This is a genomic window from Serratia sp. 2880STDY5682894 (assembly GCF_001537385.1).
GTDB lineage: Bacteria > Pseudomonadota > Gammaproteobacteria > Enterobacterales > Enterobacteriaceae > Serratia > Serratia nevei.
Genome location: NZ_FCJA01000001.1, coordinates 727,990 through 752,723, shown reverse-complemented (window position 1 = coordinate 752,723; position 24,734 = coordinate 727,990). Strand labels below are relative to the sequence as shown.

Genomic DNA, 24,734 nt, shown 5'->3' with positions numbered 1-24,734 from the left:
AGCCTCAACGGTTACCAATAGAAATATTGCATCAGAAACACCGAGTTGCTGGCACCGGTGCTGTCGTTGCGCATGAAGAATTTGCTGTCCAGCGCGGTGGCCAGTTTGCCGCCGGCGTATTCGTACCAGACGCCAAACTGGGCGTATGAGGTGGCGGTGTCCGCCGCGCGATCAAACCGGTGGCGGGCGTAGCTGTAGGCGCTGGAGAGATACAGCCCTTTGGCGGTTTCCGTCATCGCGCTGAGCATCAGGCCCGATTCGCTGCCGGGATGGCCGCCGCTGTCGCCTTTGCCGGTGTGGTGCCAGACGCGGCCGGCCAGGTGTTTGCCGCGCAGCCCCAGCAGAAACAGCTGCCCCAGCCCGTCGGTCACTTCCAGGCCGGTCAGCAGCGTCAGATTCTCCTGCAGGTCGTACTGGGTGTAGCCATTGGCCATCGCCCGGTAGGTATACTTGTCGGAATAGCGGTCGTATTTACCGAAGTGCAGCAGTGCCTTGCTCTCGTCGATGCGGCTTTCCGGGGCCGCCGTCACGCTGTAGCGAAAGCGCCCGGTCAGGTTTTGCAGCTTGGCGGCGTAGCTGAGATCGCGGGTGTTGGGGAGCACGTAGCCGTACTCCGGCGTGAAGTCGCCCCACCACTGCAAATCGTCGAGCGACGAATCGTTGCGCACGCTGAGCATCATCTCGGTGCCGTCGTCGGTGCGGTAACCGCCGTAAAAGCGGTTCAATCCACCCTCGAAGCCGCCCCAGCTGTGGTCCGGCGTCCAGGCGTGGCCCTGGCTGTCCGCCTGCACGGTCCAGCCTTCGCCGTAAATCAGGCCGAACCAGTGTCCCCGTTTGATCTCCAGGCCACCTTCGATATAGGTGCCGTCGCTGTATTGATGCTGATGTTCGCCGTTCAAATAGACGCTGCCGCCGATGCCGAGCTCGCCGTAAAAACGCAGGGCGGTCGCGGTGCTATCGGGAAGCGGCGGTGGCGGGAGCTGATTGCGCTCCGCCGGGGTCACCGGTTCCTGCGCCGCCCAGGCGGGCGCATTAACGAGCAGCAACAAGGGCAACAGGGCGTGATGGCTTAGTGATTTCATGGGGCATAGCCTGGTGTTGGATGGATCGGAACGTCAGCCGAGCGGCGGCTCACGCGAGGTCGCTCCCGGATCCCTGGGAGAAGAGAAAAAGTCCGCCCTCATGGGGCAGTAAACGGCAGGTATATTAGTAAAATATTTAGTAAAAAATACGCTTAAATCAGTAAATCGTTAACTTGATCACAGCGGGCGAAATGGGTATCTTTCGCTGCAGGCGCCCGGCAACGGCTGGCATGAGCGTGCGCTGGCCCGGTCTGGGAAGGAGAGGAGGCGGGCGGCGCTGTACGCCGTGGCGCTATCCGATTAAGCTACCGTTTTTCGTCTGTGCATTGGGACTCTATGGCCACACTGAAGGAAATTGCTGAAGCCGCTAATGTGTCCGTCGCCACCGTTTCACGCGTGTTGAATGACGACCCCACCCTGAGCGTGAAGGCGCAAACCCGCCAGAAGATCCTGGAAGCGGCGGAGCGCCTCGAATACAAGGTTGCACCTTCCAAACGGCAAAGCGGGCAACGCCTGCATTTCGCCGCGCTGTTCACCTATACGCAGGGCGTGGAGATCAACGATCCCTATTACCTGGCGATGCGCTACGGCATCGAAACGCAGTGCGAAAAGCTGGGCGTGGCGCTGAGTGCCGGATATGACTTCAACGGCGACAAGGCGCTGCCGGTGGCCGATGGCCTCCTGGTGATCGGCCGGCCACAGCCCGCGCTGTATGAGCAGCTCAGGCAGCAGGAAACGCCGGTCGTATTCATCGACGGCGTGGTGGAGGATGAGCGGTTCGACTGCGTCAATGTCGACCTGTACAAGATCAGCCGCAAGGTGATCGACTACTTCATCGGCCGCGGCTATCAGCGCATCGGCTTTATCGGCGGGCGCGACGATCCGGCCGGCATCGACCAGCGCGAGCAGGCGTTCGTCGAGTATGGCCGGCAGCAAAACGTGGTGCGAGCGCAGGACATTTACCACGGTGATTTCAGCAGCCAGTCGGGCTACCAGTGCGCCAAAGCGATGTTGCAGAGCAAGAATGGCTATCCGCCGGCGCTGCTGGTGGCGACTGATTCGATCGCGATCGGCGTGCTGCGTGCGCTGCACGAACACGGCATTCAGGTGCCGGGGCAGATCGCGCTGATCAGCGTCAACGACATTCCCACCGCCCGCTTTATTTTCCCCGCCTTGTCCACGGTGCGCATCCCTTCGGAGACCATGGGCGCACAGGCCGTCAACCTGCTGGCGGAGCGGCTGCGCGATGAGCGCGCCGTCCCGCTGTCGATCTTCGTTCCCAGCTCGCTGCAGCTGCGCGACACCACCGTCGCCTGACCGGCCCCGCCTCGGCGGGGCGTTGCGTTGGCGCCCAAAATTAACGTCATGATAAAAAAAGGCATTTGAGATTTATTGTGATCCTGTCGTCATTTGGTAAATATCAACTGTAGTTTTTACTAAATATTTACTATCGTTTCCGCATTGCACAGGTGTCGGGAGACGTGACGTGAATAATTGGGAAAACATTGAAAAACAGTCGGAGCACCGGTTGGCACCGCGCGCGAGCTTCTTCAGCTACGCGGACGCCGGGCAGGCGCTGAGCTTCGATCGCAACGCCAGCCGGCGCTTCCAGCTGCTGAGCGGCCGCTGGCGTTTTCGCTTCTTCGAGCACCCGGCGCAGGTGCCGGCGGCGTTTTATCGGGAGCCGATGAACGACTGGGGCGATATGGCGGTGCCGGGCATGTGGCAGCTGGAAGGGCACGGCCATCTGCAGTACACCGACGAGGGCTTCCCGTTCCCGATCGACGTGCCTTACGTGCCGACCAACAACCCCACCGGCGCCTATCAGCGCCCCTTTACGCTCGACGCCGGCTGGCAAGATCAGCAGGTGCTGATCAAATTCGACGGCGTGGAAACCTACTTCGAGGTGTACGTTAACGGCGACTATGTCGGCTTCAGCAAGGGCAGCCGGCTGTGCGCCGAGTTCGACATCAGCCCCTATGTGCGGCAGGGCGAGAACCTGCTGTCGGTGCGGGTGATGCAGTGGGCCGATTCCACCTACATCGAAGATCAGGACATGTGGTGGATGGCCGGCATCTTCCGCGATGTCTATCTGATCGGCCAGAGCGCCACTCACCTTCACGACCTGACGCTGGTCACCACCTTTGATGAGCGCTATTGCGACGCGCAGTTGGCGATCGATGCCGAGCTGCGCCATCTCGGTGTGCAGGCCGCCGAGGGCTGCCGCCTGCAGGCGCAGCTGTTCGACGGCGATCGCTGCGTGGCGGAGCAGTGGCGCGACGATCTGCGCATCGAGCAGGCGCTGAGCTGCCGTTTCGAACTGCCGGTCAGCCGCCCGCAGCAGTGGAATGCGGAAAATCCCTACCTGTATCAGCTGTTGCTCAGCCTGTATGACGGCGCCGGCAACCTGCTGGGCGTGGTGCCGCAGCGGGTGGGTTTCCGCGAGATCGCGGTGCGCGACGGGCTGATGTACGTCAACGGGCGCTACCTCAAGTTGCACGGCGTCAACCGCCACGATCACGATCACCGCAAAGGGCGCGCCGTCGATATGGCGCGGGTGGAGCGCGACATCGTGCTGATGAAGCAGCACAACATCAACTCGGTGCGCACCGCCCATTACCCCAACGATCCGCGCTTTTACGAGCTGTGCGATCTCTACGGCCTGTTCGTGATGGCGGAGACCGATCTGGAAAGCCACGGCTTCGCCAACGTCGGCGATCTGAGCCGCATCACCGACGATCCGCGCTGGGAGCAGGCCTACGTCGAGCGCATCGAGCGCCACGTGGCGGCGCAGAAAAACCACCCGTCGATCATCATCTGGTCGCTGGGCAACGAGTCCGGCTACGGCTGCAACATTCGCGCCATGGCCCGGCGCTGCAAGGCGCTCGATCCGACTCGTCTGATCCACTATGAAGAAGATCGTGACGCCGAAGTGACCGACGTGATCAGCACCATGTATTCCCGCGTGGCGATGATGAACGCCTTCGGCGAATACCCGCACCCCAAACCGCGCATCCTGTGCGAATACGCCCACGCGATGGGCAATGGCCCCGGCGGGCTGTTCGAATACCAGTCGGTGTTCAACCGTCACGCCAGTTTGCAGGGGCACTACATCTGGGAGTGGTGCGATCACGGGCTGCTGAGCCACGACGAGCAGGGGCGCGAGCGCTATCAGTACGGCGGCGATTACGGCGACTACCCGAACAACTACAACTTCTGCATGGACGGCCTGATCTATCCGGACCAGCGCCCCGGCCCCGGCCTGCGGGAATACCAGCAGGTGCTGTGCCCGGTGGAGGTGACGGCGGAAGAGGGCGCGGGTGACGTGCTGCGGGTGAAAAACCGCTATTGGTTCAGCTCGCTGGCGGACATCACGCTGAAGGTCAGCGTCAAGACCGACGGCCGCCAGGTGGCAAGTTACGAATTCAAGCTGCCGCATCTACAGCCGGGCGAGAGCGAAGACATGCATCTGCCGGTGTTGGCGCTGGGGCAGGGGGAAACGCTGATCGACGTGGCGGTGCATAAGGACAGCGCCACCCGCTACAGCGAGAGCGGCCAGCGGCTGGGGCATTACCAGCATCTGCGCCAGGCGGCGACGCGGCGACCGGCTCCACCGTTGGCCGATGCGCCGGCGCTGCAATGCCGCGAGGAGAATCATCAGCTGCTCGTCAGCGGCGGCCGGTTCCAGCTGGCGTTCTCGCTGCTGAGCGGCGAACTGCTGTCGTGGCGGGTAGACGATGAAGAAATGGTGGGGCGCGCGCCGCGCATCACCTTCTTCAAACCGGTGATCGATAACCATAAACAGGAATATGAGGGGATTTGGCTGCCGCAACATTTCCCCATCATGCAGCAGCACTTCCGCCGCCTCAGCCGGCAATGGCAGGGCGAAGATCTGCTGCTCGAGGTGCACAGCCTGATTGCGCCGCCGGTGTTCGACTTCGGCATGCGCTGCACCTACCGCTGGCGCATCTCCCCGCAGGGCTACGTCAGCCTGGATCTGTCCGGTGAGCCTTACGGCGATTTCCGGCAGATTATCTCGAAAATTGGTCTCGATTTCGGCATCAGTCGCCGCTTCGTGCAGGTGGAATACTACGGCCGCGGGCCGGGCGAGAACTACCGCGACAGCTGCCGGGCCAACCTCATCGGCCACTACCGGCAGTGCGCCGACGCGCTGTTCGAACACTATCCGTTCCCGCAGGACAACGGCAACCGGCAGGACGTGCGCTGGCTGAGCCTGCAGGACGCGGCGGGCAAGGGGATCTTCATCCAACCGCGGCGGCCGATCAACTTCAGCCTGTGGCCTTACAGCGCCGAGATGCTGCACCAGGCCCAACACATCAACGAGCTGGAACCGAGCGACTGCCTGACGCTGAACCTGGACGACCAGATCCTCGGCCTCGGCTCCAACTCCTGGGGCTCCGAAGTGCTGGATACCCACCGGGTCTATCTGGCGCCGTTCAGCTACGGCTTCACGCTGGTGCCGTTCGACGGGCGGCAAACGCAGGGCGCCGCGCTCGCCGGTTATGACTTCGCGCCCGCTCACCACCACCCGCAGTCTGCGGAGGAAAACGTATGATCATTCTCGAATCCCTGGCGGAGTTCCAGCGCATTTATCACAGCGGCAAGAAGTGGCTGCGCTGCATGGAAGCGATCGCCAATGTCGAGCGCATCAGCCCAAACGTGTGCCATTCGATCGGCGACTCGCTGACGTATCGGCTGAGCGTCGGCGCCGGCCGCCAGCACGGCTGGCTGGAGGGCAACCGCCGTTACTTCGACGTGCACTATTACCTCGACGGGGAAGAGACCGTCGAGGTTGCCGACAAACGGGCGCTGACGACGGTGGCGCCCTATCAGGATGAAACCGACCGCGAGTTTTTCAGCGGCGAAGGCGAGAGGCGCCGGGTCGGCAAAGGCAACGTGGTGATCTTCGAAAACCACCAGGCTCACCGCTTCGCAGAAAGCGGCAAGGTAAAAAAAGTCATTTTAAAAGTGACGGTGGAAGACAGCTATTTCGTCAATAAATAGCGCGCTCGCCGATCGATAACAACAAACCGAAGTCCCCTACACCATTCGGAGAATCTCTATGGCTGCGTCGAACAGAAACACCATCGGCAAGTTTGGTCTGCTGTCGATGACGTTTGCGGCAGTGTTCAGTTTCAACAACGTGATTAACAACAATATTCAGCTCGGCATCGCCTCGTCGCCGGTGTTCCTGGTGGCGACGATCATTTACTTCATTCCCTTTTGCCTGATCATCGCCGAATTCGTCTCGCTCAACCGCAACTCCGAGGCCGGCGTTTATGCCTGGGTGAAAAGCGCGCTCGGCGGGCGCTGGGCGTTTATCACCGCCTACACCTATTGGTTCGTAAACCTGTTCTTTTTTACCGCGCTGCTGCCGCGCGTCATTGCCTACGCTTCTTACGCGTTCCTGGGCTATGACTATGTGTTTACCCCGCTGACCACGGCGATCATCAGCATCTTCCTGTTCGCCTTCTCGACCTACATCTCCAACAGCGGCGCAAAACTGCTGGGGCCGATGACCTCCGTCACTTCGTCGCTGATGCTGCTGCTGACGTTTTCCTACATCGTTCTGGCGGGCGCGGCGGTGTTGGGCGGCATCGAGCCGGCCGACCCGATCAACGTGCAGGCGATGACCCCAAACTTCAACTGGGCGTTCCTCGGCATTACCGCCTGGATCTTCCAGGCGGCGGGCGGGGCGGAGTCCGTGGCAGTGTACGTGAACGATGTGAAAGGCGGCAGCCGCGCCTTCGTGAAGGTGATCATCGTTTCCGGGCTGTTCATCGGCGTGCTGTATTCGGTGTCTTCGCTGCTGATTAACGTATTCGTGCATCGCACCGATCTGCACTTTACCGGCGGCACGGTTCAGGTGTTCGAAGGCCTGTCGGCGCACTTCGGCCTGCCGACGGTGCTGATGAACCGCTTTGTCGGCATCGTTTCCTTCACCGCCATGTTCGGCTCGCTGCTGATGTGGACGGCGGCGCCGGTGAAGATTTTCTTCACCGAGATCCCGAAGGGCATTTTCGGCGAGAAAACCATTCGCCTGAACCGGCACGGCGTGCCGACGCGCGCGGCCTGGATCCAGTTCTTCATCGTCATCCCGCTGATGCTGATCCCGACGCTGGGTTCCAGCAGCGTGCAGGATTTGATGAACACGCTGATCAACATGACCGCCGCCGCCTCGATGCTGCCGCCGCTGTTCATCATGTTGGCCTACCTGAATCTGCGGCTGAAGTACGACCGGGTGGCGCGCGATTTCAAAATGGGCTCGCGCCTGCAGGGCATCGCCATCGTCAGCGTGCTGATCGCCATCTTCACCGTCGGTTTCTTCGCCTCGACGTTCCCGACCGGCGCCAGCATCATGACCATCGTGTTCTATAACGTCGGCGGGTTGGTGGTGTTCCTGGGATACGCCTGGTGGAAGTACAACCGCTACTCGAAGACCCTGAACGCCGAGGCGCGCTACCACGAAGACATGCCGCTGGCGCGCCTCGCGCTGGAAGCGCAGGAAGGGGCGCAGGCCGGGCAACCCGCGCTGACCACGCCCGCTTGCAATAAGCCGCTGTAATCTCTCCTCTATCGGCTCCGCGCTCAGGCGCGGAGTCTCGCTTGTGTAAAAAATCCACGTCTGCGTTTGCATAATACATAAGTGAATACTAATGTGTTTATATGAACGAAAATGACATCTTCAAAGCGTTGGCCGATCCGACCCGCCGCACCATCTTCGACAAACTCGCCGCCGGCAGCATGAACGCCAGCGCGCTGCGCGAAGGGCTGCCCATCAGCCAGTCGGCAATGTCGCAACACCTGGCGGTGCTGCGCAATGCCGGGCTGGTGCGCGAGGCGAAGCAGGGGCGCTGCGTCAATTATCAGGTCGACCCGGACGGGCTGGCGCAGATCGCCCAGTGGCTGGCGAAGTATCGCGCCTGGTGGCCAGCGCGCATCGACGCGCTGCAAACCTTACTGAAGGACATGGATCAATGAACAAACGGGCTGAGCCGCCGCCGCACGATCGGCTGGTGTTGGAATATTCGCTCGATGCGCCGCCGGAAAAAGTGTGGCGGGCGCTCAGCATTCCCGAGCTGCGCGAGCAGTGGCTGCCGACGGGCGACCTGGCGCAGGCCGAGCCGCTGGCCACCACGCCGGGCGAGGCGGTGAGCTATCGCCTGCGCGACGACCAACCGCCGTTCCGCGAAAGCGTGGTGACGCTGCAGATTGTGCCGGATGCCGGCGGTGGCAGCCTGCTGCGGATTATTCACCAGCTCGACGCCGCCAACGACGGCCCGACGACGGTGATGCGCGCCGCCTGACGCGTTAAACACACTTCCCTTTGTTGCCAACCCAGGAGTTCACCGATGCGTGAGAAGATGATGCTCGTCCCGATGGTGGTGGAACAGACCAGCCGGGGAGAACGCTCCTTTGATATTTATTCGCGCCTGCTGCGCGATCGGATCGTGTTCCTCAACGGTGAAGTCAACGACGACGTGGCTGAAATGCTGTGCGCCCAGCTGCTGTTTCTGGAGGCGGAAAACCCGGAAAAACCGATCCATCTGTACATCAACTCGCCGGGTGGGGCGATCACCAGCGGGTTGGCGATTTACGACACCATGCAGTACCTGCGCGCGCCGGTGCATACCCTGTGCATGGGCACCGCGCGTTCGATGGGTTCGTTCCTGCTGATGGCCGGCGAGCCGGGGCACCGCATGGCGCTGCCCAACGCCAGCCTGCACGTGCACCAGCCGCTGGGCGGCTTTCAGGGGCAGGCCTCCGACATCTTGATCCACGCCGAAGAGATGAAGCGCACCAAAGACCGGGTGATCCGGCTGTACGCCCAACATTGCGGCCTGAGTGATGAAGCGGTGGAGCTGGCGTTGGATCGCGATCGCTTTATGACCGCCGACGAAGCGGCGGCCTGGGGGTTGATCGATAAGGTATTGCGGGAGCGGTAAAACGGCTCAGCGGGGCTCGGCGGCCTGCGGCGTGTGCCAAACCCGTTCAAGCCCGAATTCGACCATCGCGAAATAGAGGCTGAAATAGCGCTCTGCCATGATAAAGAACGAGCTGTTGAGTTCGATCACTACGTTATTGGTGGTGGTCAGCAGGCCCGATTTTTCCGCCGCCTGCAGGATGCGATTGACGTGCGCGCGTGAGACGGAGCACGACTTGGCGATTTTCGCCGAGGAGAGCAGCAGAAAGGGGGAGTCCTGCCGGATGCTTTCGATATGCAGCATCAGCAGCACCATGTGGCCGGCGTCCTTGCTGATAAACAGTCCGGATTGCGGCACCAGATCGATCAGGTAGATCTCCTTGAGCATCAGCTGCCCGTAGGCGGCGAAAAAGGTGGGCAGAAAGTCGGGCGCCGCCAGCAGCGCCGCGATGGGCATCTGTGGCGCCAGCGCCTGATAGGGCCGCGCCATGGAGGCGATCAGCGCCTGGGTTTCCGCCAGCGCGTGCGGCGTAGGCTTATAGCGCAGCTGGCGTTTGTCATGTTCGCAGGGTTTGACCTCCAGCCGGCGGCCGACCCGCAAAAAGAACAGAAAGGAGTCCAGGGAGTTCTCGCTGATCATGTTCTTTCCTTTAAAAAAGGCTTTGATGTCTTTCAGCCCGGCGGCGGGCTGGTGGTAGTAAATGGACAGGATGGTGGAACAAATGATGAACCGGCTGTTTCTGAAGATGATTTTGTAAAACAGCGGATGCTTCTTGTAGGTCTCTTTCAACAACTCCCCGTGTTTGACGATGGCGGCGTGAAATCCCGGTGACTGCCTGATGTTGTTGGCCTGTTTCTCCAGGTGAAACTGTAGCTGGAATCTGCTTAGACTCATTTTTCCCTATTTCCTGTACTTAAAAAATGTGCTGCTTTTTATCGTTATGGGTTTGCTGTGTATGACTTGACGATCTGTTGGCCCTGGTCGTTGATGAGGGTGGCCTGAACGGTGATCTGTGAAGGGAGTGTCGGCGCCGCAACGCCGTCGAGGTGATAATCTCGCATGCTGAACGGCGCGGTCATCATGTCGCTTTCTTGCCGCACCGGGTAATCACGTTTTCCTATGTGTATGCTTATGCGGGCGAAGGAGAGATAAAACGCCGACCGGTTGTGGCAGCGCAGCAGATAGCCGCCCGGCGATTTTTGCAGCGAGAACGAGACGGCCTCGGCCGCGTTTTCGGCGTTTCCCTTTAGCGCTTTGGGGCGGTAGAAGATTTTCATCTGCGTGTTCATCGCCAGCGTCACGCGCGACGCCAGCGGCGGCGTGGTCGGCTGGCTGGGCGGGATCTCATACAGGTTAAGCCAGAACACCGACTCCCTGTCGGTGGGCAGGGCCGCGCCGGCAAACAGGATCCGCAGCCCTTTCAGCGCCGAAGGCGGCAGGGCGAATACGCTGGGCAGGGTGACAAACGGCGCGCGCGACAGTTCGGGGGCGGCATTGACGTCGCCGTTATCGACCCAGGTTTGCGCCACGATCGGATAGCCGTTGGTGTTGAGCAACATCAGGGTTTTTTCCGTGTCACCCTCGCGGAAAATCACCCGGGTGGCGGAGGCGATGATGCCTGCCTGCGCGCCCATGGCCGCCAGCGCCAGCAGCAGGGCGCATCCCATTGTCAGATATTTCTTTCTCATCATTATTGCACCTTAACCCAGACGTAGGCCCTGGCGTCCACTTTGCCGGCGGTGACGGTTTGCCCGGGCAGCCGGGCAAGCGTGGCGGTGAGCTGGGTGGTGTAGTGGGTAAACCCCGCCGCGGTGCTGCCGCCGCCGCTGGCGCCGTTGAGCACCGGGTACCAGCCGGCGTCGTTGCCCTGCGGGCATTGCCCGGCGCTGCAACGCGCCCAGCCGACGAAGTTCATCGGCGCGCCGTTGCCGGCGTTGGCGAGTGCGATGCCCACGCCGGTGGCGACGCTGCTGTCTGTGCCGTAGCCGCTGGAGAGCAGGTAGCTCACGCCGCCGTTGGCGCTGACCAGCCCGAGCTGCTGCGCCGCGACATAGCTTTCATACGGTACCTGCAGGCCGAGGGCGGTATTGTTACTGCTGACGCCGGACACGGCGGCGTTGTCGCATTCGATATTGATGGTGAACTGCGCCTGTGAGGTTTGTCCGGCGGTCAGCTGGCTGACGGAAATGGTCGGCAGGATCACCAGCGGCGTGACGTTGCGCGCCACGCAGGTGGCGGTATAGGTCAAGGAGGAGATGGGTGCGGTGCCCATGCCCATCGCGTTCCAGCGCCCGGTGCCCCAGGTGGCGTAGTTGGTGGCGGAGTCGCTGCCGATAGGATCCGAGGCGATGCCGGGCCCCTGAAAGGTGACATAGCCGTTCGGCTGCGTGCAGGTATAGTTCGAATTGCCGGTGGTCGAGGCCATGCCCACCAGCGGGTTGCCGGCGCTGTAGCCACAGTAGTTGCTGGCGCCCGCGCCCGGCAGCGAGCTGATGCGGATCAGATCGGCACGGATGGCGCTGAAGTCTTTCACCCGGATCTGAATTTTGCTGCCGACGGTGGCGTAGCGGGTAATCGGCGCCGACTGCCAGTAGCGGGTAAAAACCTTGCCGGAATCCAGATGGGTCAGGCGGATGCCGACGTAGGGGAAGTAGGTGGCGTAGTAGTTGGGGTTGCCGTCCTGGGCGCCCAGATCGTAATAGCCGCCGACGCGATCGTCGCCGTTGGTGGCGAAGACTTCATAGATCTGTCCCGCGTCGCCGGCGTCGCATTCATACAGCACCTTGTTGGGATCCGGATAGCGCGTGCCGGAGGTGAAGTCGAACACGCTGGTGCCGAGCGGCGTGCCGACGGGCTGCAGGTAAGTGCTGGTCAAATTGACCCGGCCCAGCGCCGTGCCCACTCCGCAGGGATCGCAACCGGAATCGATCCAGGGGGCGACCCGGGTGCATTGCGCCAGCGCGGCGGGCGCGCCGAACAGCGACAGGGCGAGCAGCGCCAGGGCGGCGATCGGGTAAAAAATGCGTTTCATCGTCTCTCCTGAAAATAAGTTTAACGGGCTAGCGGCACGGGGCGCTGAGCCGTTGAATCGGGCCGTCTTCCCCGGCGGGCAGGCGATAATGCAGCGTGCACTGCTGGCCGGGGGCGTCGCCCCAGTTCAGCGTCAGCGCACCGGCATTCCGGTCGCTGCGCAGATACACCTGATTGGCCTGGCCGACCATGCCCACGCTGTTGCCTGCCGCGTCAAGGACGTTGGCGCCCATCGGGATCGGTGCGTTATCGGGCCGCTGCGCGGTGATCAGCAGCGCCTGGCCGCGCACGGTGTTGAAGTGCAGGCGCACCGTGGCTCCTGCATAAGGAGCGACGCGCCGCTGGCCGTCTTCCAGTTCCGCTTTATCGTTCATGCCCTCGGGATTCAGCGCGACGGTGTTGTAGTGATAGGGCACCAGCGACGGTGCCAGGGCGTAGCCGAAGCGATCGACGCGCGCACCCTGGCCGTCCATCACCCGTGCGCCGCTGGCGCCGGGCGCCTCGATCAGGGCGAAGGTATCGCCGACATACGGCCCTAATGTCACGCCGCCGCGGTGCGCCACCACCGCCCCCTGCAGCGACAGGGAGCCTTGTCGGTACTGGCGCGCGGTGGAGAACGAGCCGGTGACGTTGGCGTAAGGCAGACGGGTTTGCAGGTTGCCGCCCCAGATGCTTTGTTGGCGATCGTCATCGGTGGTGAAGTTCAGGCCGTAGCTGACCGGCTGTTCGTCGCCGACGCTGCCCGACAGCGCAGCCTGATAGTTGCCGCCCTGGCCCTGGCTGTGGTTGGCCAACAGCGAGACGCTGGGGGCGGATGACGAACGGCCGAGCGGGAAGCTCAGCGACAGGGCGGTGACGGTCTGCGCGTTCTGCGCCAGCGGCGCGCTGTAGACGTTATCCAGCGGCCCGTAGCCGCGGTAGTCGCCGTTGCTGTAGCCCAGGCTGCGGGTGCGGGTGACGGAGAGGTTAAGCGCCACGCCGTTGCCGAAGGTTTTTCCCCAGCCCAGCTGGAGCTGATTGTCGCGGCCGCGCTGATCGCGGTAGTCCTGAGTCGAGCCGGACATCGTCAGGCTGCCGAACGTCCCCATCCCCTGATTGACGGCGACCTCGAAGCGCGAACGCTGGCGGTAGGAGTCGGACTGCCAGTTTTGGCCGGTAGTGGCGGCGCGCCGTACGCCGAGCACGTCGCTGAGATCGCGAAAGCCTTCGGTGGAGTAGCGGTAGCCGGCGATGGATAAGGTGGTGTCCGTCGGGCTGAAGGTTCGGCTGTAAGAGAGGTGCAGCATCCAGCCGGAGGCACCGCCTTCCGGCAGGCTGGCGTGGGAATAGGTGGTGTCCATGCCGAAGGCGCCCAGCCAGCTGCTGTACACGCCGCCCAGCATCATCGCCTGATAACCGTCCGCCAGCTGGTTGCCGAGGTTGAAGGTCAGGGCGTTGGTCAGGCCGTGCTGCCAGGTCACTTCGCTGAACAGATCGTTGTCGCCGACGTAGCGGGAACGGCCGACGATCGCGGAGTAGCGCGACTGACCGGGGCGGATGGATTCCGGCACCGCGGCGAACGGCACGGTGAAGGTACTGACGCTGCCGTCGGCTTCCGTCACCACCACGGTGAGATCGCCGGCGTAGTTGGTGGCGTACAGATCGTTGATGGCGAACGGCCCCGGCGCGACGGTGGTTTCATACAGCGTACTTTTGCCCTGCAGCACCGTCACGCGCGCGTTGCTTTTCGCCACGCCGCGTACCACCGGCGCATAGCCGCGCTGCGAATCCGGCAGCATGCGGTCGTCCGAACTGAGCTGAATACCGCGAAATCCCAGGCCGGAGAAGAAGTGCCCGTCGGTAAAGCCTTCGCCCAACAGCATTTCGCTGCGCCAGGGCAAAATTGCGCGCTGGACGTAGCGGCGGCTGGTGTCCAGGTGGCCGCCGAACTCCCGATCGTAGCGGTAGCTGGACTGCTGGCGGTAGCGCCATAGCCCGAGGTTGAACCCGCCGTTCAGGTTGGCGTAGGTCGAGTCGAGATCGCGGGTTTGCCCCTGTCGATAACTGACGTGGTACTGGTTGAGGTTGTAATTGACGAAGGCCATCGATTCGCCGCTGTCCAGGCTGGCGGGATTGACGCTGCCGCGCGGCTGGCCGTTCAACAGCGCCTGCGGAATGCTCAGATCCAGCCGCAGCCGCGAAATGTCCGCGTTCACCGCGATGTCCTTGAGATCCCGACCGGGCAGCAGGCATTCTGCTTCGGCGGCCGCCGGCGGATTTTTCAGCCCGAAGCGCGCCAACTGCGGCCGATCGAAACAGGGCAGCACCTGCTGGCCTGCGCGCACGAAGCGAATTTGGTCGCGCTCGAGAAACTGGCCGTTGAGGTACAGATCGATCTGATAGCTGCCGGGAGCAACGGCGTCCTGCTGGTTGAACTGGCTCAGGGCGCTGTTGCTCAGCACGCTGCCGCGCAGCAGCGCGGGATCGAAGGTATAGCCGTCGGCGGCGGCGCAGCCCAGCGGCAGCGCCAGCAGCGCGCAACACCAGCGCGCAGGCAGCGGCGTCGCCTTGCGGACATCGAACATGAAAACCTCCCTGTCTGGTTTCAGCGCGCGACGTCCAGGGTGCGTGAGATTTCCACCCCATAGTCATTGATGACGCGCAGTGCGACCTGCCGCACCTCCCCGTTCACCGGCCAACTGGCCTGCGAAAACGGCGGGATCAGATCCGCCTGCGGGATGGTGATGCGCTTCGCGCCGCTCAGGATCGCGGCCTGGCTGACGTTGGCGTAGTAGCCGGTCGGGTTGTCGACGCGCAGCGCGTTACCGGCCTGGCGCAGGCTGAGCCGATCGATGACGTGGTTGGCGTCGCCGGCCAGCCCGGTGGGGCGATAGAACACCTTCAGCCGATTGGTGACCACCAGCAGCAGTTTGTTCTTGTCGCTGTCCGTCTGGCGCACGGCGGGCACCTGCAGGAAGTTGAGGTAGAACAGCGATTCGCGATCGCGCGGCAGCGGCTGGCCGACGAACGACAGCCGCACCATCTGCCCGCTGTGCGGATTCATGCGGAAGATTTGCGGCGAGGCGACAAAGGGCGCATCGGCGTTTTCCGGCGTGGATTTGGGGTTATTGATGTCGAGCCAGATCTGCATCAGCGCCGGGGTGCCGTCGTCGTTGGTGAACTGCAGCGTTTTTTCCCGCGCCTCGGCGGGGTAGATCACGCGGTTGCCGAGCAGCGTCACGCTGGCCGACGCGTGGGTAGCGGCAAAACTCATCATGCAAAGCGACAGGGCGGCCCATCGGCGGGCGGAGCGGGTTATCTGCGGCATAAACGTGAACCGATAAAGGGAGCGAGTCATTCAGCGCCGCCCGGCGAAGGGCGGCGCTGGCATCAACAGGTATGGCGCCTGACGCCGGCTTATTTGTAGCTAATGGCGAACTGTGCGGTGGCGATCACCGAACCGGCCGCCACGCCGGTGTCTTCCGCGTAGTAGCGGGCCACCAGGTTCTGCGAGGTGGAGGTGGCGTCTTTGGCCAGCGTCATCGCCGACGTGGTGACGGTCGAACCGCTGGCGAACGACAGTGGCGTGGTGGCATCGCTGTCCAGCAGTTGAATGGACACTTTGGCCGCATCGCCCGCGTTGCCCAGGTTGCCGTTGGTGGTCGGGTTGTTGCCCGCCAGCACGGTTTTGATCGCCGTATCGCTGGTTGCGGCCGCACAGCCGGTCACGTTGACGGTGAAGGTGGTGTCGCCGGCGGTGGCGCCTTTGGTGGCGAGTTTGCTGGCGGCGACGGTCGGCAGCAGAACGACCGGGTTGGATTGGTTGCCGTTAATATTCACCGAGCAGGTTTGCGTGCTGACTTCGCCTTTAAATTGCACCGTATTGGACGAAGCGGCCGCACAGGCGCCGGAGAGAGCCAGCATGGATAATGCGACTAATTTAACATTCATGTGAAATGCCCTTTAATTTACTTTAGAGAAAAGCTTTCCTGACAGTAATAAATTACTGACGTGCGGTTGTGGGTTAATCATGTTGCGCAATTGTTTTTTAAACGCGTCGGCAAACATGGATTTTCATCCTAACAAACTAAGAATTTTCCCTATAGGTGTTTTGAATAAGGCAATAAGACGAGAAGGCCTGCTGTTACATTTTTTTTCATTTGTGCTTATATCATACAAAATAGAAAATAGATCTATATCATTACGTTGCGATTTTATTGGATCGCCAGTTTTTGTGATTGAAATAATTTGAAACATTCATGCCTTTTTTGCGTATTAATCAACGTGCTGACGGTTGCGTGATTATTTGAAAAACATGTTATCAAGATGTTTTATATCGGTGTGCTTTGCAGGCGAATTACCCCAAAAAAGAGCAGCGACAAGCCGCCTGAGGTGTGGAAGCATGCGTCCATGCTGATAAGGAGAATTAAAGTGAGAGTGATTTATATCGATGGTTCACCGCTGTGCCGGCTGGGCATGAAAACATTATTGGGCGGTGGGGTGATAACCTTATCCTCACCCAATATGAATATCATTAAAAATATAAGCCCGGCGCCTGATTTAATTATTATGGAGTTTCCCCAGGAGATTTACCGGTTCGAGGCGTATTTAAAATTCATTAAATATTCACGCAGTGAATATAAAGACGTCCGGTTACTGTTCTTCATCGATAAGACTTCACCGCTGATCCTGGCGTTTATCGCTGCGGCGCAGCCGGATGCGATTTTGCACAAACGGGAAGCGCTGCAGGTGGTGCGAGAGACCTGCGCAACGCTGGCCCGCCAGGAGACGAGCGAACGGCACGTGGTGAACCGGCAGCGGGCGGCGGCAATCACGCCTGGCGAGGCAGCGGTGCTGTGTGAAACCGCCCGCACCGAAGATATCCGCCTGACCGCGCGGCGGCTTAACCTGCACCCGAAAACCGTTTATTCGCACCTCAATAACGCCGGCAAAAAGTTCGGCATCCGCAATCGGGTTGAACTGCTGAAGATGATTGCGCTGTTGTAGCGCGCCGTTAGCGGGTTTTGCCGACGGCCAGCCGCCATCGCGTGATCTCATCGGCGCCGGGCCCGGCGGCCAGCGCCAGGTTTTGCGGCGGCAGCGATTCGCCGGTCACGGCATCGACCACGCGCAGGGTGGCGGGGTGGCCAGTCGCACGGTCGACCACGCGCAGCGGCGGCCCGGCCAGCTCGGACAGGTTCCACTTGTCGCCAATCTGGATCATCGCCATCACCAGCAGCCCGAGATCTTTTCCCTTCTCCGTCGGAAGATACTCGTAGCGATCGGGGCGCGTCTGGTATTGCCGCTTTTCGATAAGGCCGCTGCCTTCCAGCGCCTTGAGCCGATCGGCCAACGTGTTGTTGGTGATGCCGGTCGATTGGCGCAGATCGTCATAGCGCGAGAGCCCCAGCAACAGATCGCGCATGAGAATCGCGCCCCAGCGATCGCCCAATGCCGACAGCACGTGGGCCACCGAGCACGTCATACCTTCAAACCCTTTTGCTTTCACGTTGCCTTGCCTCCGTTTGCCGCCCTAATGCGGATAATTTTATCGCCTCGGCTTGATAACTTCAATGATTGGAGTTATTACTATTATTATTGGAGTTTTGTTTGACACAGGCTGCCGGCCAGAACGATTGTCGATACCCCGCAGCTTTACCGAGGAGAAAACGTTATGCCACTGTGGCAGATTTACCACCCTGAGCCGGCCTTCAGCGCCGCCGATAAACGCGCGATTGCGCAGAAGGTCACCGCCCTGTACCAGGACTTTTTGCCGCGCTTCTACGTCAACGTCTTCTTCCACGCGCTGCCGCCAGGTTCGGCCTATCTCGGCGGCGAACCGGCTGATGACTTCGTGCGGGTGACCATCGACCATATTGCGCGCGCCATGGACAACGACGCATAGCAGCAGCAATTCCTGGCGGCCTGCACCCGCATCCTGCAACCCTACCTTGCCGCGCGCGGGTTGCGCTGGGAGCTGCACGTGGACGAAACGCCGTTCTCGCTGTGGACTATCGAAGGCTTGAAGCCCCCGGCGCCGGGAACGACGGCGGGGGAGAAATGGCGCAGCGAGAACCGGCCTTCGGTGTGGGAGGGGGGATAACCGCGAGAAATGGACATAATGAGCAACGGTAAACGCTTGTGGACTATGAAATAATGCGTACTGTATCTGCCGAAAGAAATTGAAAGGCAGCCTCCAAGAGGCTGTTTTTCGGAAGTGTTAGAATGGATAAAAATGTCGCTTGCAGGGAGAAGCCATGTCTCATTCATCAGCGAGGAAAAAGTGTTGAATACGGCAATGTCGCTGGCACAGAGAGCGTCTCACGCGCGCAGTTGTGCTAACCATGTGGCGAACCGATTGGGAATGACTCGCAGTGAGCTTCTAATAAAAGTTGAGAAAGAGTCAGGCTCAAATCTGGAATCACCGTTAACTGAAAAAGAGCTGATGAACGCATTCAACTATATGGAAAGCCTTTAGGATTAGGCCGCTTTAAGCCGCACAAACATCTAATATTGAGCGTTCAGATTGGAAAAGAGGCCAGTACCGTTCTTTAAGCATTGATCATGGGATCGGATACTTTAACTCTATTTCAGGCGCATCAGCTAAATACCTGCCAGAGCGGGCCATTAAATAGCCGGCAATCTCTTCGGTTGTCAGGTCAACATGGAACATATCAGGATCCTGGAACCATTCATCCGGCCAAAAAATGAGGTCTGATGGATTGCCATCAAAATTTTTCTCAAGCAGTGCAAGAGCGAAATTTTGTTCGGATTCCTTACTTTTGGCATCAGACACACAGCGAAGTGTTTGAACCAATTCATCCCAGGTAAAATCCGCATAGAATTTTTCCAGATTGAAAGCCATGCGGGTGAACTCCCTGGCACTGGTCCAGGAGGAGAAATCTCTGAAATCTGAAAACGCATAGGGGCATGCAACCTGGCTGTTCCATTCGACTATCATTGCTTCTAAAACGGAATCTTGTTCGTCAAAACCTTCGTCAATTCTTGAAAGTATCTGCTTAGCTTTGTTTGCCAGCTCATTGATCTTTTTGCTACTGACTTTTGTGGGTCTCATTCGGTCAGGTAGAGGCATCGCTAGAATCCTTATCTAACTCACTAATTAACCAAAGATTGTGAAGTCATCTTAATACAGATATTAAAGTATTGAATAGCAGAAAATTTAATCATTCTGGATGAGGGGCCTACTGAATAAAACTGTCCGTTGCTCATCGTAACGTTCAGTACGTTGCACTTTTAACATTAGATTCTTATCCAGAGCGCTAACACGCAGAATCGAGAGACAAAAAAATCCACGCCGAAGCGTGGATTTTTCCGTTTCCGGCAGCGGAGAAATACGCTGCGGGGAAGGGGTTAGACGTTGAACAGGAAGTTCATCACGTCGCCGTCTTTGACGATGTAGTCTTTACCTTCTGAGCGCATTTTACCGGCTTCTTTGGCGCCTTGTTCACCCTTGTAGGTGATGAAGTCGTCGAAGGCGATGGTTTGCGCGCGGATAAAGCCTTTCTCGAAGTCGGTGTGGATCTTGCCGGCCGCCTGCGGGGCGGTGGCGCCGACCGGGATGGTCCAGGCGCGTACTTCTTTCACGCCGGCGGTGAAGTAGGTCTGCAGGTTCAGCAGCTCGTAACCGGCGCGGATCACGCGGTTCAGGCCCGGCTCTTCCAGGCCCAGCTCGGCCATGAACTCGTCGCGCTCTTCGTCTTCCAGCTCGGCGATATCGGATTCCACAGCGGCGCACACGGCAACTACCACGGAGCCTTCGGCATCGGCGATTTTACGCACGGTGTCCAGGTACGGGTTGTTCTCGAAGCCGTCTTCGTTAACGTTGGCGATGTACATGGTCGGCTTCAGGGTCAGGAAGCTCAGGTATTTGATCGCCGCTTTGTCTTCTGCAGTCAGATCCAGCGCGCGCAGCATACCGGCGTTTTCCAGGTGCGGCAGGCATTTCTCCAGCGCCGCCAGCTCGGCCTTGGCGTCTTTGTCGCCGCCTTTGGCTTTCTTCTGCACGCGGTGGATGGCACGCTCGCAGGTGTCCAGGTCAGACAGCGCCAGCTCGGTGTTGATGACGTCGATGTCTTCGGCCGGATCGACCTTGTTGTTGACGTGGATGATGTTGTCGTTCTCGAAGCAGCGCACCACGTGGCCGATGGCTTCGGTTTCGCGGATGTTGGTCAGGAACTGGTTGCCCAGGCCTTCACCCTTGGACGCGCCTTTCACCAGGCCGGCGATGTCGACGAATTCCATGGTGGTTGGCAGAATGCGTTGCGGCTTGACGATCTCGGCCAGCTTATCCAGACGCGGATCGGGCATCGGCACCACACCGGTGTTCGGTTCAATGGTGCAGAACGGGAAGTTGGCTGCTTCAATGCCCGCTTTGGTCAACGCGTTGAACAGGGTGGATTTGCCTACGTTAGGCAGGCCGACGATACCGCATTTGAATCCCATGTTGTAATCACCTTAAATATCTTAACTATCAGCCGGTTAGGTTTAATCGACTGCATAAAGGGCAAAATAATGCCGCCATTATACACGTAATGGGCGTTTATCTCGATCAGACTTGTTTGGCCGGGGCGAGCCCAGCGCCCGCGGCAGGTTTTTATTTGAGATTTGGATCACATTTACCCATACTGGCCGTTCCGATTAACCGACAGGAAACGCGCCGGATGTATTTCTTGCCTACGCCACCCTGAGTTGTGCCCGCCTGCAGTCTGCCGCGCCTTGCGGTACCCCATACCCGCTACGCGGGGAGATGATGTCATCTGTCATAAGTGAATAATGCATGTTTAACCTGAGTAACGTCAGGATCGCGGACGTTAAAAATGAAGTCCTGGCGGGCTTTGTGGTGGCGGTTTCGATGATCCCCGAGGCGGTCGGCTTTTCGCTGGTCGCCGGTCTTTCGCCGATCGTCGGTTTGCATACCGCGTTTATCATCGGCCTGGTCACGGCGCTGTTCGGCGGCAAGCCGGGCATGGTTTCCGGCGCCGCCGGCTCCATTGTGGTGGTGCTGATGAGCCTGGCGGCGCAGTACGGCATGGGCTACGTGCTGTGGGCCACGCTGTTTGCCGGGGCGATTCAAATCCTGATTGGCGCCTTCCGGTTGGGCAAGTTCATTCGTCTGGTGCCGCTGCCGGCGATCCACGGCTTCGTCAACGGTTTGGCGATCGTCATCATGCTGGCGCAGCTGAAGATGATCGCCGGGCAGGGGCCGCTGATGTACGGCCTGGTGGCGCTGGCGATTGCGGTGGTGGTGCTGTTCCCGCGCCTGACCAAGGCCATTCCGTCTTCGCTGGCGGCGCTGCTGGTGGTTTCGGCGTTGGCGATCGGCCTCAATCTGCACACGCTGCGGGTGGGCGATCTGGCGGACATTTCCGGCGCGCTGCCGCACTTTAGCCTGCCGACGGCGCCGTTCACTCTGGAGATGGTGCGGGTGGTGTTGCCCTATGCGGTGGTGATCGCCCTGGTCGGTTTGATTGAATCGCTGCTGACCATGACGGTGCTGGATGAAATGGGCGGCAAGAAGGGGAACGGCAACCGCGAGAGCATCGCGCAGGGCGCCGGTAATGCGGTATGCGGCCTGTTCGGCTGCTTCGCCGGCTGCGCGATGATCGGCCAGTCGATCATCAACTTTACCTCGGGCGGGCGCGGGCGCCTCTCCGGCACGGTGGGCGCCATCCTGCTGATTCTGTTCGTGGTCAGCCTGTCGCGCTATATCGGCCTGCTGCCGGTGGCAGCGCTGGCCGGGGTGATGCTGGTAGTGTGTTACAACACCTTCGAGTGGAGCTCGCTGCGCCGTTTGCGCCGCATGCCGAAGGCGGACGCGCTGGTGATGATCGCCGTCACGTTGATCACCATCTTTACCGATCTGGCGGTGGCGGTGATCAGCGGGGTGATTATCTCGGCGCTGGTGTTCGCCTGGCAGCAGGCGCGCATCCGCGTGCGCCAGCGGCAGGTGACGGGCGACGTGGCGGTGTATCAGCTCGATGGCCCGCTGTTCTTCGGCTCCGCTGCCGCTTTCGCCGAGCTGTTCGATCCGCAGAGCGATCCGCAGAACGTGGTGCTGGATTTTGCCGGCACCCGGGTGATGGATTCCAGCGGCGTAGAGGCGATCGATAAGCTGACGGCGCGTTATCTGGCGGCGGGAAAAAGCATTCGGCTGCGCCACCTGAGCGGTGACTGCGTGCGCTTGCTCAAGCGCGCCGGGCCGTTCTGCAGCCATGAGCTGGACGATCCGCAGTATTACGTGGCGGAAGAGGGCTTCACCGCCGATGACCGCCGCGTGAGCGAGGAGACCTTCAACCCGCGCGGCTAAATGCAGGCAGCGGGCAGGGCGCCCGCTGCGGCAAGGTTCAGGCCTGCGCCTTGAAGCTGTGCAGGCGCTGAACGGTTTTTTCCAGCCCGTCCTTCATCAGCATCTCGGTGCAGCGCAGCGACTCGTCGATCGCTTCGTCAATCATCTTCTGCTCGCTGGCCGGCGGTTTGCCGAGCACGAAGCCCACCACCTTGTTCTTGTCGCCCGGATGGCCGATGCCGATGCGCAGGCGGTAGAAGTTCGGGTTGTTGCCGAACTTGTTCTGGATGTCCTTCAGGCCGTTGTGGCCGCCGTTGCCGCCGCCGAGCTTGATTTTGGCCACGCCGGGCGGCAGATCCAGCTCGTCGTGCGCCACCAAAATCTCGTTCGGCTCGATGCGGTAGAAGTTGGCCATCGCCAGCACCGCTTTGCCGCTCAGGTTCATGAAGGTGGTCGGCACCAGCAGGCGCACGTCGTTGCCCGCCAGGTTCAAGCGGGCGGTGTAGCCGAAGAACTTGCTTTCTTCTTTCAACTGCTGATTGTGGCGCTGGGCCAGCAGATCGACGTACCAGGCGCCGGCGTTGTGGCGCGTCTGGGCATATTCCGCGCCCGGGTTGGCCAGGCCGACTATCAATTTAATACTGCTCACTGGGAGATTCGCTATGATCAGGGTAATAGAAAGGGCCTTAGTCTACCTGCCGGGGCAGCGAATGACAAAATCCGATCTCCGCCGTCACCGTAGGTAAGAAAGACGAATGATTCATTAGCTGAATAATTCAATTTGTCCGCTAATTTTCAGCGGCGTGTTAAGAAGTGTCAATAATTCTTTACCATTTGTGATCGCCTCCGCAATCCCCTTGCCGCCACAAGGACTATACTTAACTTATCAAAGTGGGTTAACAAGTTGCAGCGTTATCCCGGTTGGCACATGGCAATCATGGAGGTGGCATATGAAACGTAGAAACGCGGACAGAATGGGCAACTTTTTTATGGGGCTGGGCCTGGTCGTGATGATCGGCGGCGTCGGATACTCCATTATTGCTGAAGTATCTCAGTTCGATTTACCGCAATTTTTCGCCCACGGCGCCATCATGAGTATCTTCGTCGGCGCGCTGTTGTGGCTGGTGGGCGCGCGTATCGGCGGCCGCGAGCAAGTGGCGGATCGCTACTGGTGGGTAAAACACTTTGATAAACGGTGCCGTAACGACCAACATCGTTCGTCGCATTGATTAAAAAATCAGAAGGGAAGCGAGAGCAGGGCAAGGGAATATCTGCCGTGCATTAAGGTTTGAGGTCATGTTGGACTACGAGTAGAAAACCCGTTGTTGCTCACGCACCAACGGGTTTTTCTTTTTCTGCTGTCGGGCACGCTATCTTTCCGGCACGGTGGGCGCCGCACCGGAAAGACGACGAATCAATGCTCGAACATCGCAGAGATCGACTCTTCGTTGCTGATGCGGCGGATGGCTTCAGCCAGCATGCCGGACAGGGTCAGAGTGCGAACGTTTTTCAGTGCCTTGATTTCCGGCGACAGCGGAATGGTGTCGCAGACGATCACTTCATCAATCACCGAGTTCTTGATGTTGTCCACGGCGTTGCCGGAGAAGATCGGGTGCGTCGCGTAGGCGAATACGCGCTTGGCACCGCGTTCTTTCAACGCTTCAGCCGCTTTACACAAGGTACCGCCGGTGTCGATCATGTCGTCGACCAGCACGCAGTCGCGGCCTGCCACGTCACCGATGATGTGCATCACCTGAGACACGTTCGCGCGCGGGCGGCGTTTGTCGATGATGGCCATGTCGGTGTCGTTCAGCAGTTTGGCGATGGCGCGGGCACGCACTACGCCGCCGATGTCCGGGGAAACCACGATCGGGTTTTCCAGGTTCTGCTGCAGCATGTCTTCCAGCAGGATCGGGCTGCCGAACACGTTGTCTACCGGTACGTCGAAGAAGCCTTGAATCTGCTCAGCATGCAGATCCACCGTCAGAACGCGGTCAACCCCTACGCTGGAGAGGAAATCGGCAACCACTTTGGCGGTGATTGGCACACGCGCGGAACGCACGCGGCGATCCTGGCGGGCATAGCCGAAGTAAGGGATAACGGCGGTAATACGACCTGCGGAGGCGCGACGCAGGGCGTCGACCATCACAACCAGTTCCATCAGGTTGTCGTTGGTCGGGGCACAGGTGGACTGGATGATGAAAATATCACCGCCGCGTACATTTTCGTTGATTTGCACGCTCACTTCGCCGTCGCTAAAACGACCTACAGCGGCGTCACCAAGGCTGGTGTACAAACGGTTGGCAATACGTTGTGCTAGTTCCGGGGTGGCGTTACCAGCAAAAAGCTTCATATCAGGCACGAGAAGAACCTCAGGCTTGCGTCCAGAGA

General features: G+C 60.1%; 22 protein-coding genes and 1 pseudogene. 11 read left to right on the top strand and 12 right to left on the bottom strand.

Going from position 1 to position 24,734, the window contains the following annotated elements:
- Positions 1–11 precede the first annotated feature (11 nt).
- On the bottom strand, positions 12–1,082 hold the full coding sequence (ygjJ, locus tag AWX27_RS03450; protein ID WP_060419406.1) for a protein YgjJ: 1,071 nt from the start codon (positions 1,080–1,082) through the stop codon (positions 12–14).
- Positions 1,083–1,418: 336 nt separating this feature from the next.
- Here ygjJ and ebgR point away from each other — a divergent pair, with 336 nt between their 5' ends.
- The 7 genes from ebgR to AWX27_RS03415 all read left to right on the top strand — a co-directional run bounded on the left by ebgR (position 1,419) and on the right by AWX27_RS03415 (position 9,049).
- Positions 1,419–2,399: a transcriptional regulator EbgR gene (gene ebgR / locus AWX27_RS03445; protein WP_060419404.1), complete on the top strand. Its 981-nt coding sequence runs from the start codon at positions 1,419–1,421 to the stop codon at positions 2,397–2,399.
- A 169-nt stretch (positions 2,400–2,568) separates the two neighbouring features.
- Complete coding sequence (gene ebgA / locus AWX27_RS03440; protein ID WP_060419402.1) at positions 2,569–5,658, top strand: beta-galactosidase subunit alpha; 3,090 nt, start codon at positions 2,569–2,571, stop codon at positions 5,656–5,658.
- Complete coding sequence (locus tag AWX27_RS03435) at positions 5,655–6,107, top strand: beta-galactosidase subunit beta (RefSeq protein WP_055312129.1); 453 nt, start codon at positions 5,655–5,657, stop codon at positions 6,105–6,107. Before ebgA ends, AWX27_RS03435 begins: the two co-directional genes overlap by 4 nt.
- 58 nt (positions 6,108–6,165) lie before the next feature.
- Positions 6,166–7,668 (top strand): amino acid permease, encoded by a 1,503-nt coding sequence (locus tag AWX27_RS03430; RefSeq protein ID WP_060419400.1) that lies wholly within the window; start codon positions 6,166–6,168, stop codon positions 7,666–7,668.
- 101 nt (positions 7,669–7,769) lie between these two features.
- The gene (locus AWX27_RS03425) at positions 7,770–8,084 is read left to right on the top strand and encodes an ArsR/SmtB family transcription factor (protein WP_047727753.1); all 315 of its coding nucleotides are present in this window, start codon (positions 7,770–7,772) and stop codon (positions 8,082–8,084) included.
- Positions 8,081–8,410 (top strand): SRPBCC family protein, encoded by a 330-nt coding sequence (locus AWX27_RS03420; RefSeq protein WP_060419398.1) that lies wholly within the window; start codon positions 8,081–8,083, stop codon positions 8,408–8,410. Before AWX27_RS03425 ends, AWX27_RS03420 begins: the two co-directional genes overlap by 4 nt.
- Positions 8,411–8,455: 45 nt before the next feature.
- A complete protein-coding gene (locus AWX27_RS03415) occupies positions 8,456–9,049 on the top strand; it encodes an ATP-dependent Clp protease proteolytic subunit (RefSeq protein WP_060419396.1) in 594 nt (197 codons plus the stop codon).
- Between the two features lie 6 nt (positions 9,050–9,055).
- Here AWX27_RS03415 and AWX27_RS03410 read toward each other — a convergent pair whose 3' ends face one another.
- From AWX27_RS03410 to AWX27_RS03385, 6 genes are read right to left on the bottom strand one after another with little or no spacing between them, the layout of a single operon-like run.
- Complete coding sequence (locus tag AWX27_RS03410) at positions 9,056–9,922, bottom strand: hypothetical protein (protein ID WP_060419394.1); 867 nt, start codon at positions 9,920–9,922, stop codon at positions 9,056–9,058.
- A 44-nt stretch (positions 9,923–9,966) separates the two neighbouring features.
- Positions 9,967–10,719 carry a fimbrial biogenesis chaperone gene (locus AWX27_RS03405; protein ID WP_226908246.1) on the bottom strand — a complete coding sequence of 251 codons (753 nt, stop codon included), beginning with the start codon at positions 10,717–10,719 and terminating at the stop codon, positions 9,967–9,969.
- A complete protein-coding gene (locus tag AWX27_RS03400) occupies positions 10,719–12,059 on the bottom strand; it encodes a fimbrial protein (protein ID WP_060419392.1) in 1,341 nt (446 codons plus the stop codon). Before AWX27_RS03400 ends, AWX27_RS03405 begins: the two co-directional genes overlap by 1 nt.
- 28 nt (positions 12,060–12,087) lie before the next feature.
- Positions 12,088–14,622, bottom strand: coding sequence for a fimbria/pilus outer membrane usher protein (locus AWX27_RS03395; RefSeq protein WP_060419390.1), 2,535 nt, complete (start codon positions 14,620–14,622; stop codon positions 12,088–12,090).
- Positions 14,623–14,642: 20 nt separating this feature from the next.
- The gene (locus tag AWX27_RS03390) at positions 14,643–15,395 is read right to left on the bottom strand and encodes a fimbrial biogenesis chaperone (protein ID WP_230200971.1); all 753 of its coding nucleotides are present in this window, start codon (positions 15,393–15,395) and stop codon (positions 14,643–14,645) included.
- 59 nt (positions 15,396–15,454) lie between these two features.
- Positions 15,455–15,988: a fimbrial protein gene (locus AWX27_RS03385; protein WP_015377562.1), complete on the bottom strand. Its 534-nt coding sequence runs from the start codon at positions 15,986–15,988 to the stop codon at positions 15,455–15,457.
- Positions 15,989–16,363: 375 nt separating this feature from the next.
- Between AWX27_RS03385 and AWX27_RS03380 the strand changes: the two genes are divergently transcribed.
- Complete coding sequence (locus tag AWX27_RS03380) at positions 16,364–17,044, top strand: helix-turn-helix domain-containing protein (RefSeq protein ID WP_225528900.1); 681 nt, start codon at positions 16,364–16,366, stop codon at positions 17,042–17,044.
- A gap of 7 nt (positions 17,045–17,051) precedes the next feature.
- Here the strand turns inward: AWX27_RS03380 and AWX27_RS03375 are convergent, their stop codons facing one another.
- On the bottom strand, positions 17,052–17,522 hold the full coding sequence (locus AWX27_RS03375; RefSeq protein WP_208523541.1) for a winged helix-turn-helix transcriptional regulator: 471 nt from the start codon (positions 17,520–17,522) through the stop codon (positions 17,052–17,054).
- A 189-nt stretch (positions 17,523–17,711) separates the two neighbouring features.
- On the opposite strand from AWX27_RS03375, the pseudogene AWX27_RS03370 reads away from it, so the two are divergent.
- Positions 17,712–18,140 (top strand): annotated as a pseudogene (locus tag AWX27_RS03370) (tautomerase family protein).
- A 459-nt stretch (positions 18,141–18,599) separates the two neighbouring features.
- Here the strand turns inward: AWX27_RS03370 and AWX27_RS03365 are convergent.
- On the bottom strand, positions 18,600–19,130 hold the full coding sequence (locus tag AWX27_RS03365; protein WP_060419384.1) for a hypothetical protein: 531 nt from the start codon (positions 19,128–19,130) through the stop codon (positions 18,600–18,602).
- Positions 19,131–19,408: 278 nt separating this feature from the next.
- Positions 19,409–20,500: a redox-regulated ATPase YchF gene (gene ychF / locus AWX27_RS03360; protein ID WP_004941048.1), complete on the bottom strand. Its 1,092-nt coding sequence runs from the start codon at positions 20,498–20,500 to the stop codon at positions 19,409–19,411.
- Positions 20,501–20,834: 334 nt separating this feature from the next.
- On the opposite strand from ychF, the gene AWX27_RS03355 reads away from it, so the two are divergent.
- Positions 20,835–22,364 (top strand): SulP family inorganic anion transporter, encoded by a 1,530-nt coding sequence (locus AWX27_RS03355; RefSeq protein ID WP_060419382.1) that lies wholly within the window; start codon positions 20,835–20,837, stop codon positions 22,362–22,364.
- Positions 22,365–22,401: 37 nt separating this feature from the next.
- Here the strand turns inward: AWX27_RS03355 and pth are convergent, their stop codons facing one another.
- Complete coding sequence (gene pth, locus AWX27_RS03350; RefSeq protein ID WP_004941053.1) at positions 22,402–22,992, bottom strand: aminoacyl-tRNA hydrolase; 591 nt, start codon at positions 22,990–22,992, stop codon at positions 22,402–22,404.
- A gap of 301 nt (positions 22,993–23,293) precedes the next feature.
- Here pth and ychH point away from each other — a divergent pair, with 301 nt between their 5' ends.
- Positions 23,294–23,572, top strand: coding sequence for a stress-induced protein YchH (ychH, locus tag AWX27_RS03345; RefSeq protein ID WP_025160276.1), 279 nt, complete (start codon positions 23,294–23,296; stop codon positions 23,570–23,572).
- 185 nt (positions 23,573–23,757) lie between these two features.
- Here the strand turns inward: ychH and prs are convergent, their stop codons facing one another.
- The gene (prs, locus tag AWX27_RS03340; RefSeq protein WP_004941061.1) at positions 23,758–24,705 is read right to left on the bottom strand and encodes a ribose-phosphate diphosphokinase; all 948 of its coding nucleotides are present in this window, start codon (positions 24,703–24,705) and stop codon (positions 23,758–23,760) included.
- Positions 24,706–24,734 lie beyond the last annotated feature (29 nt).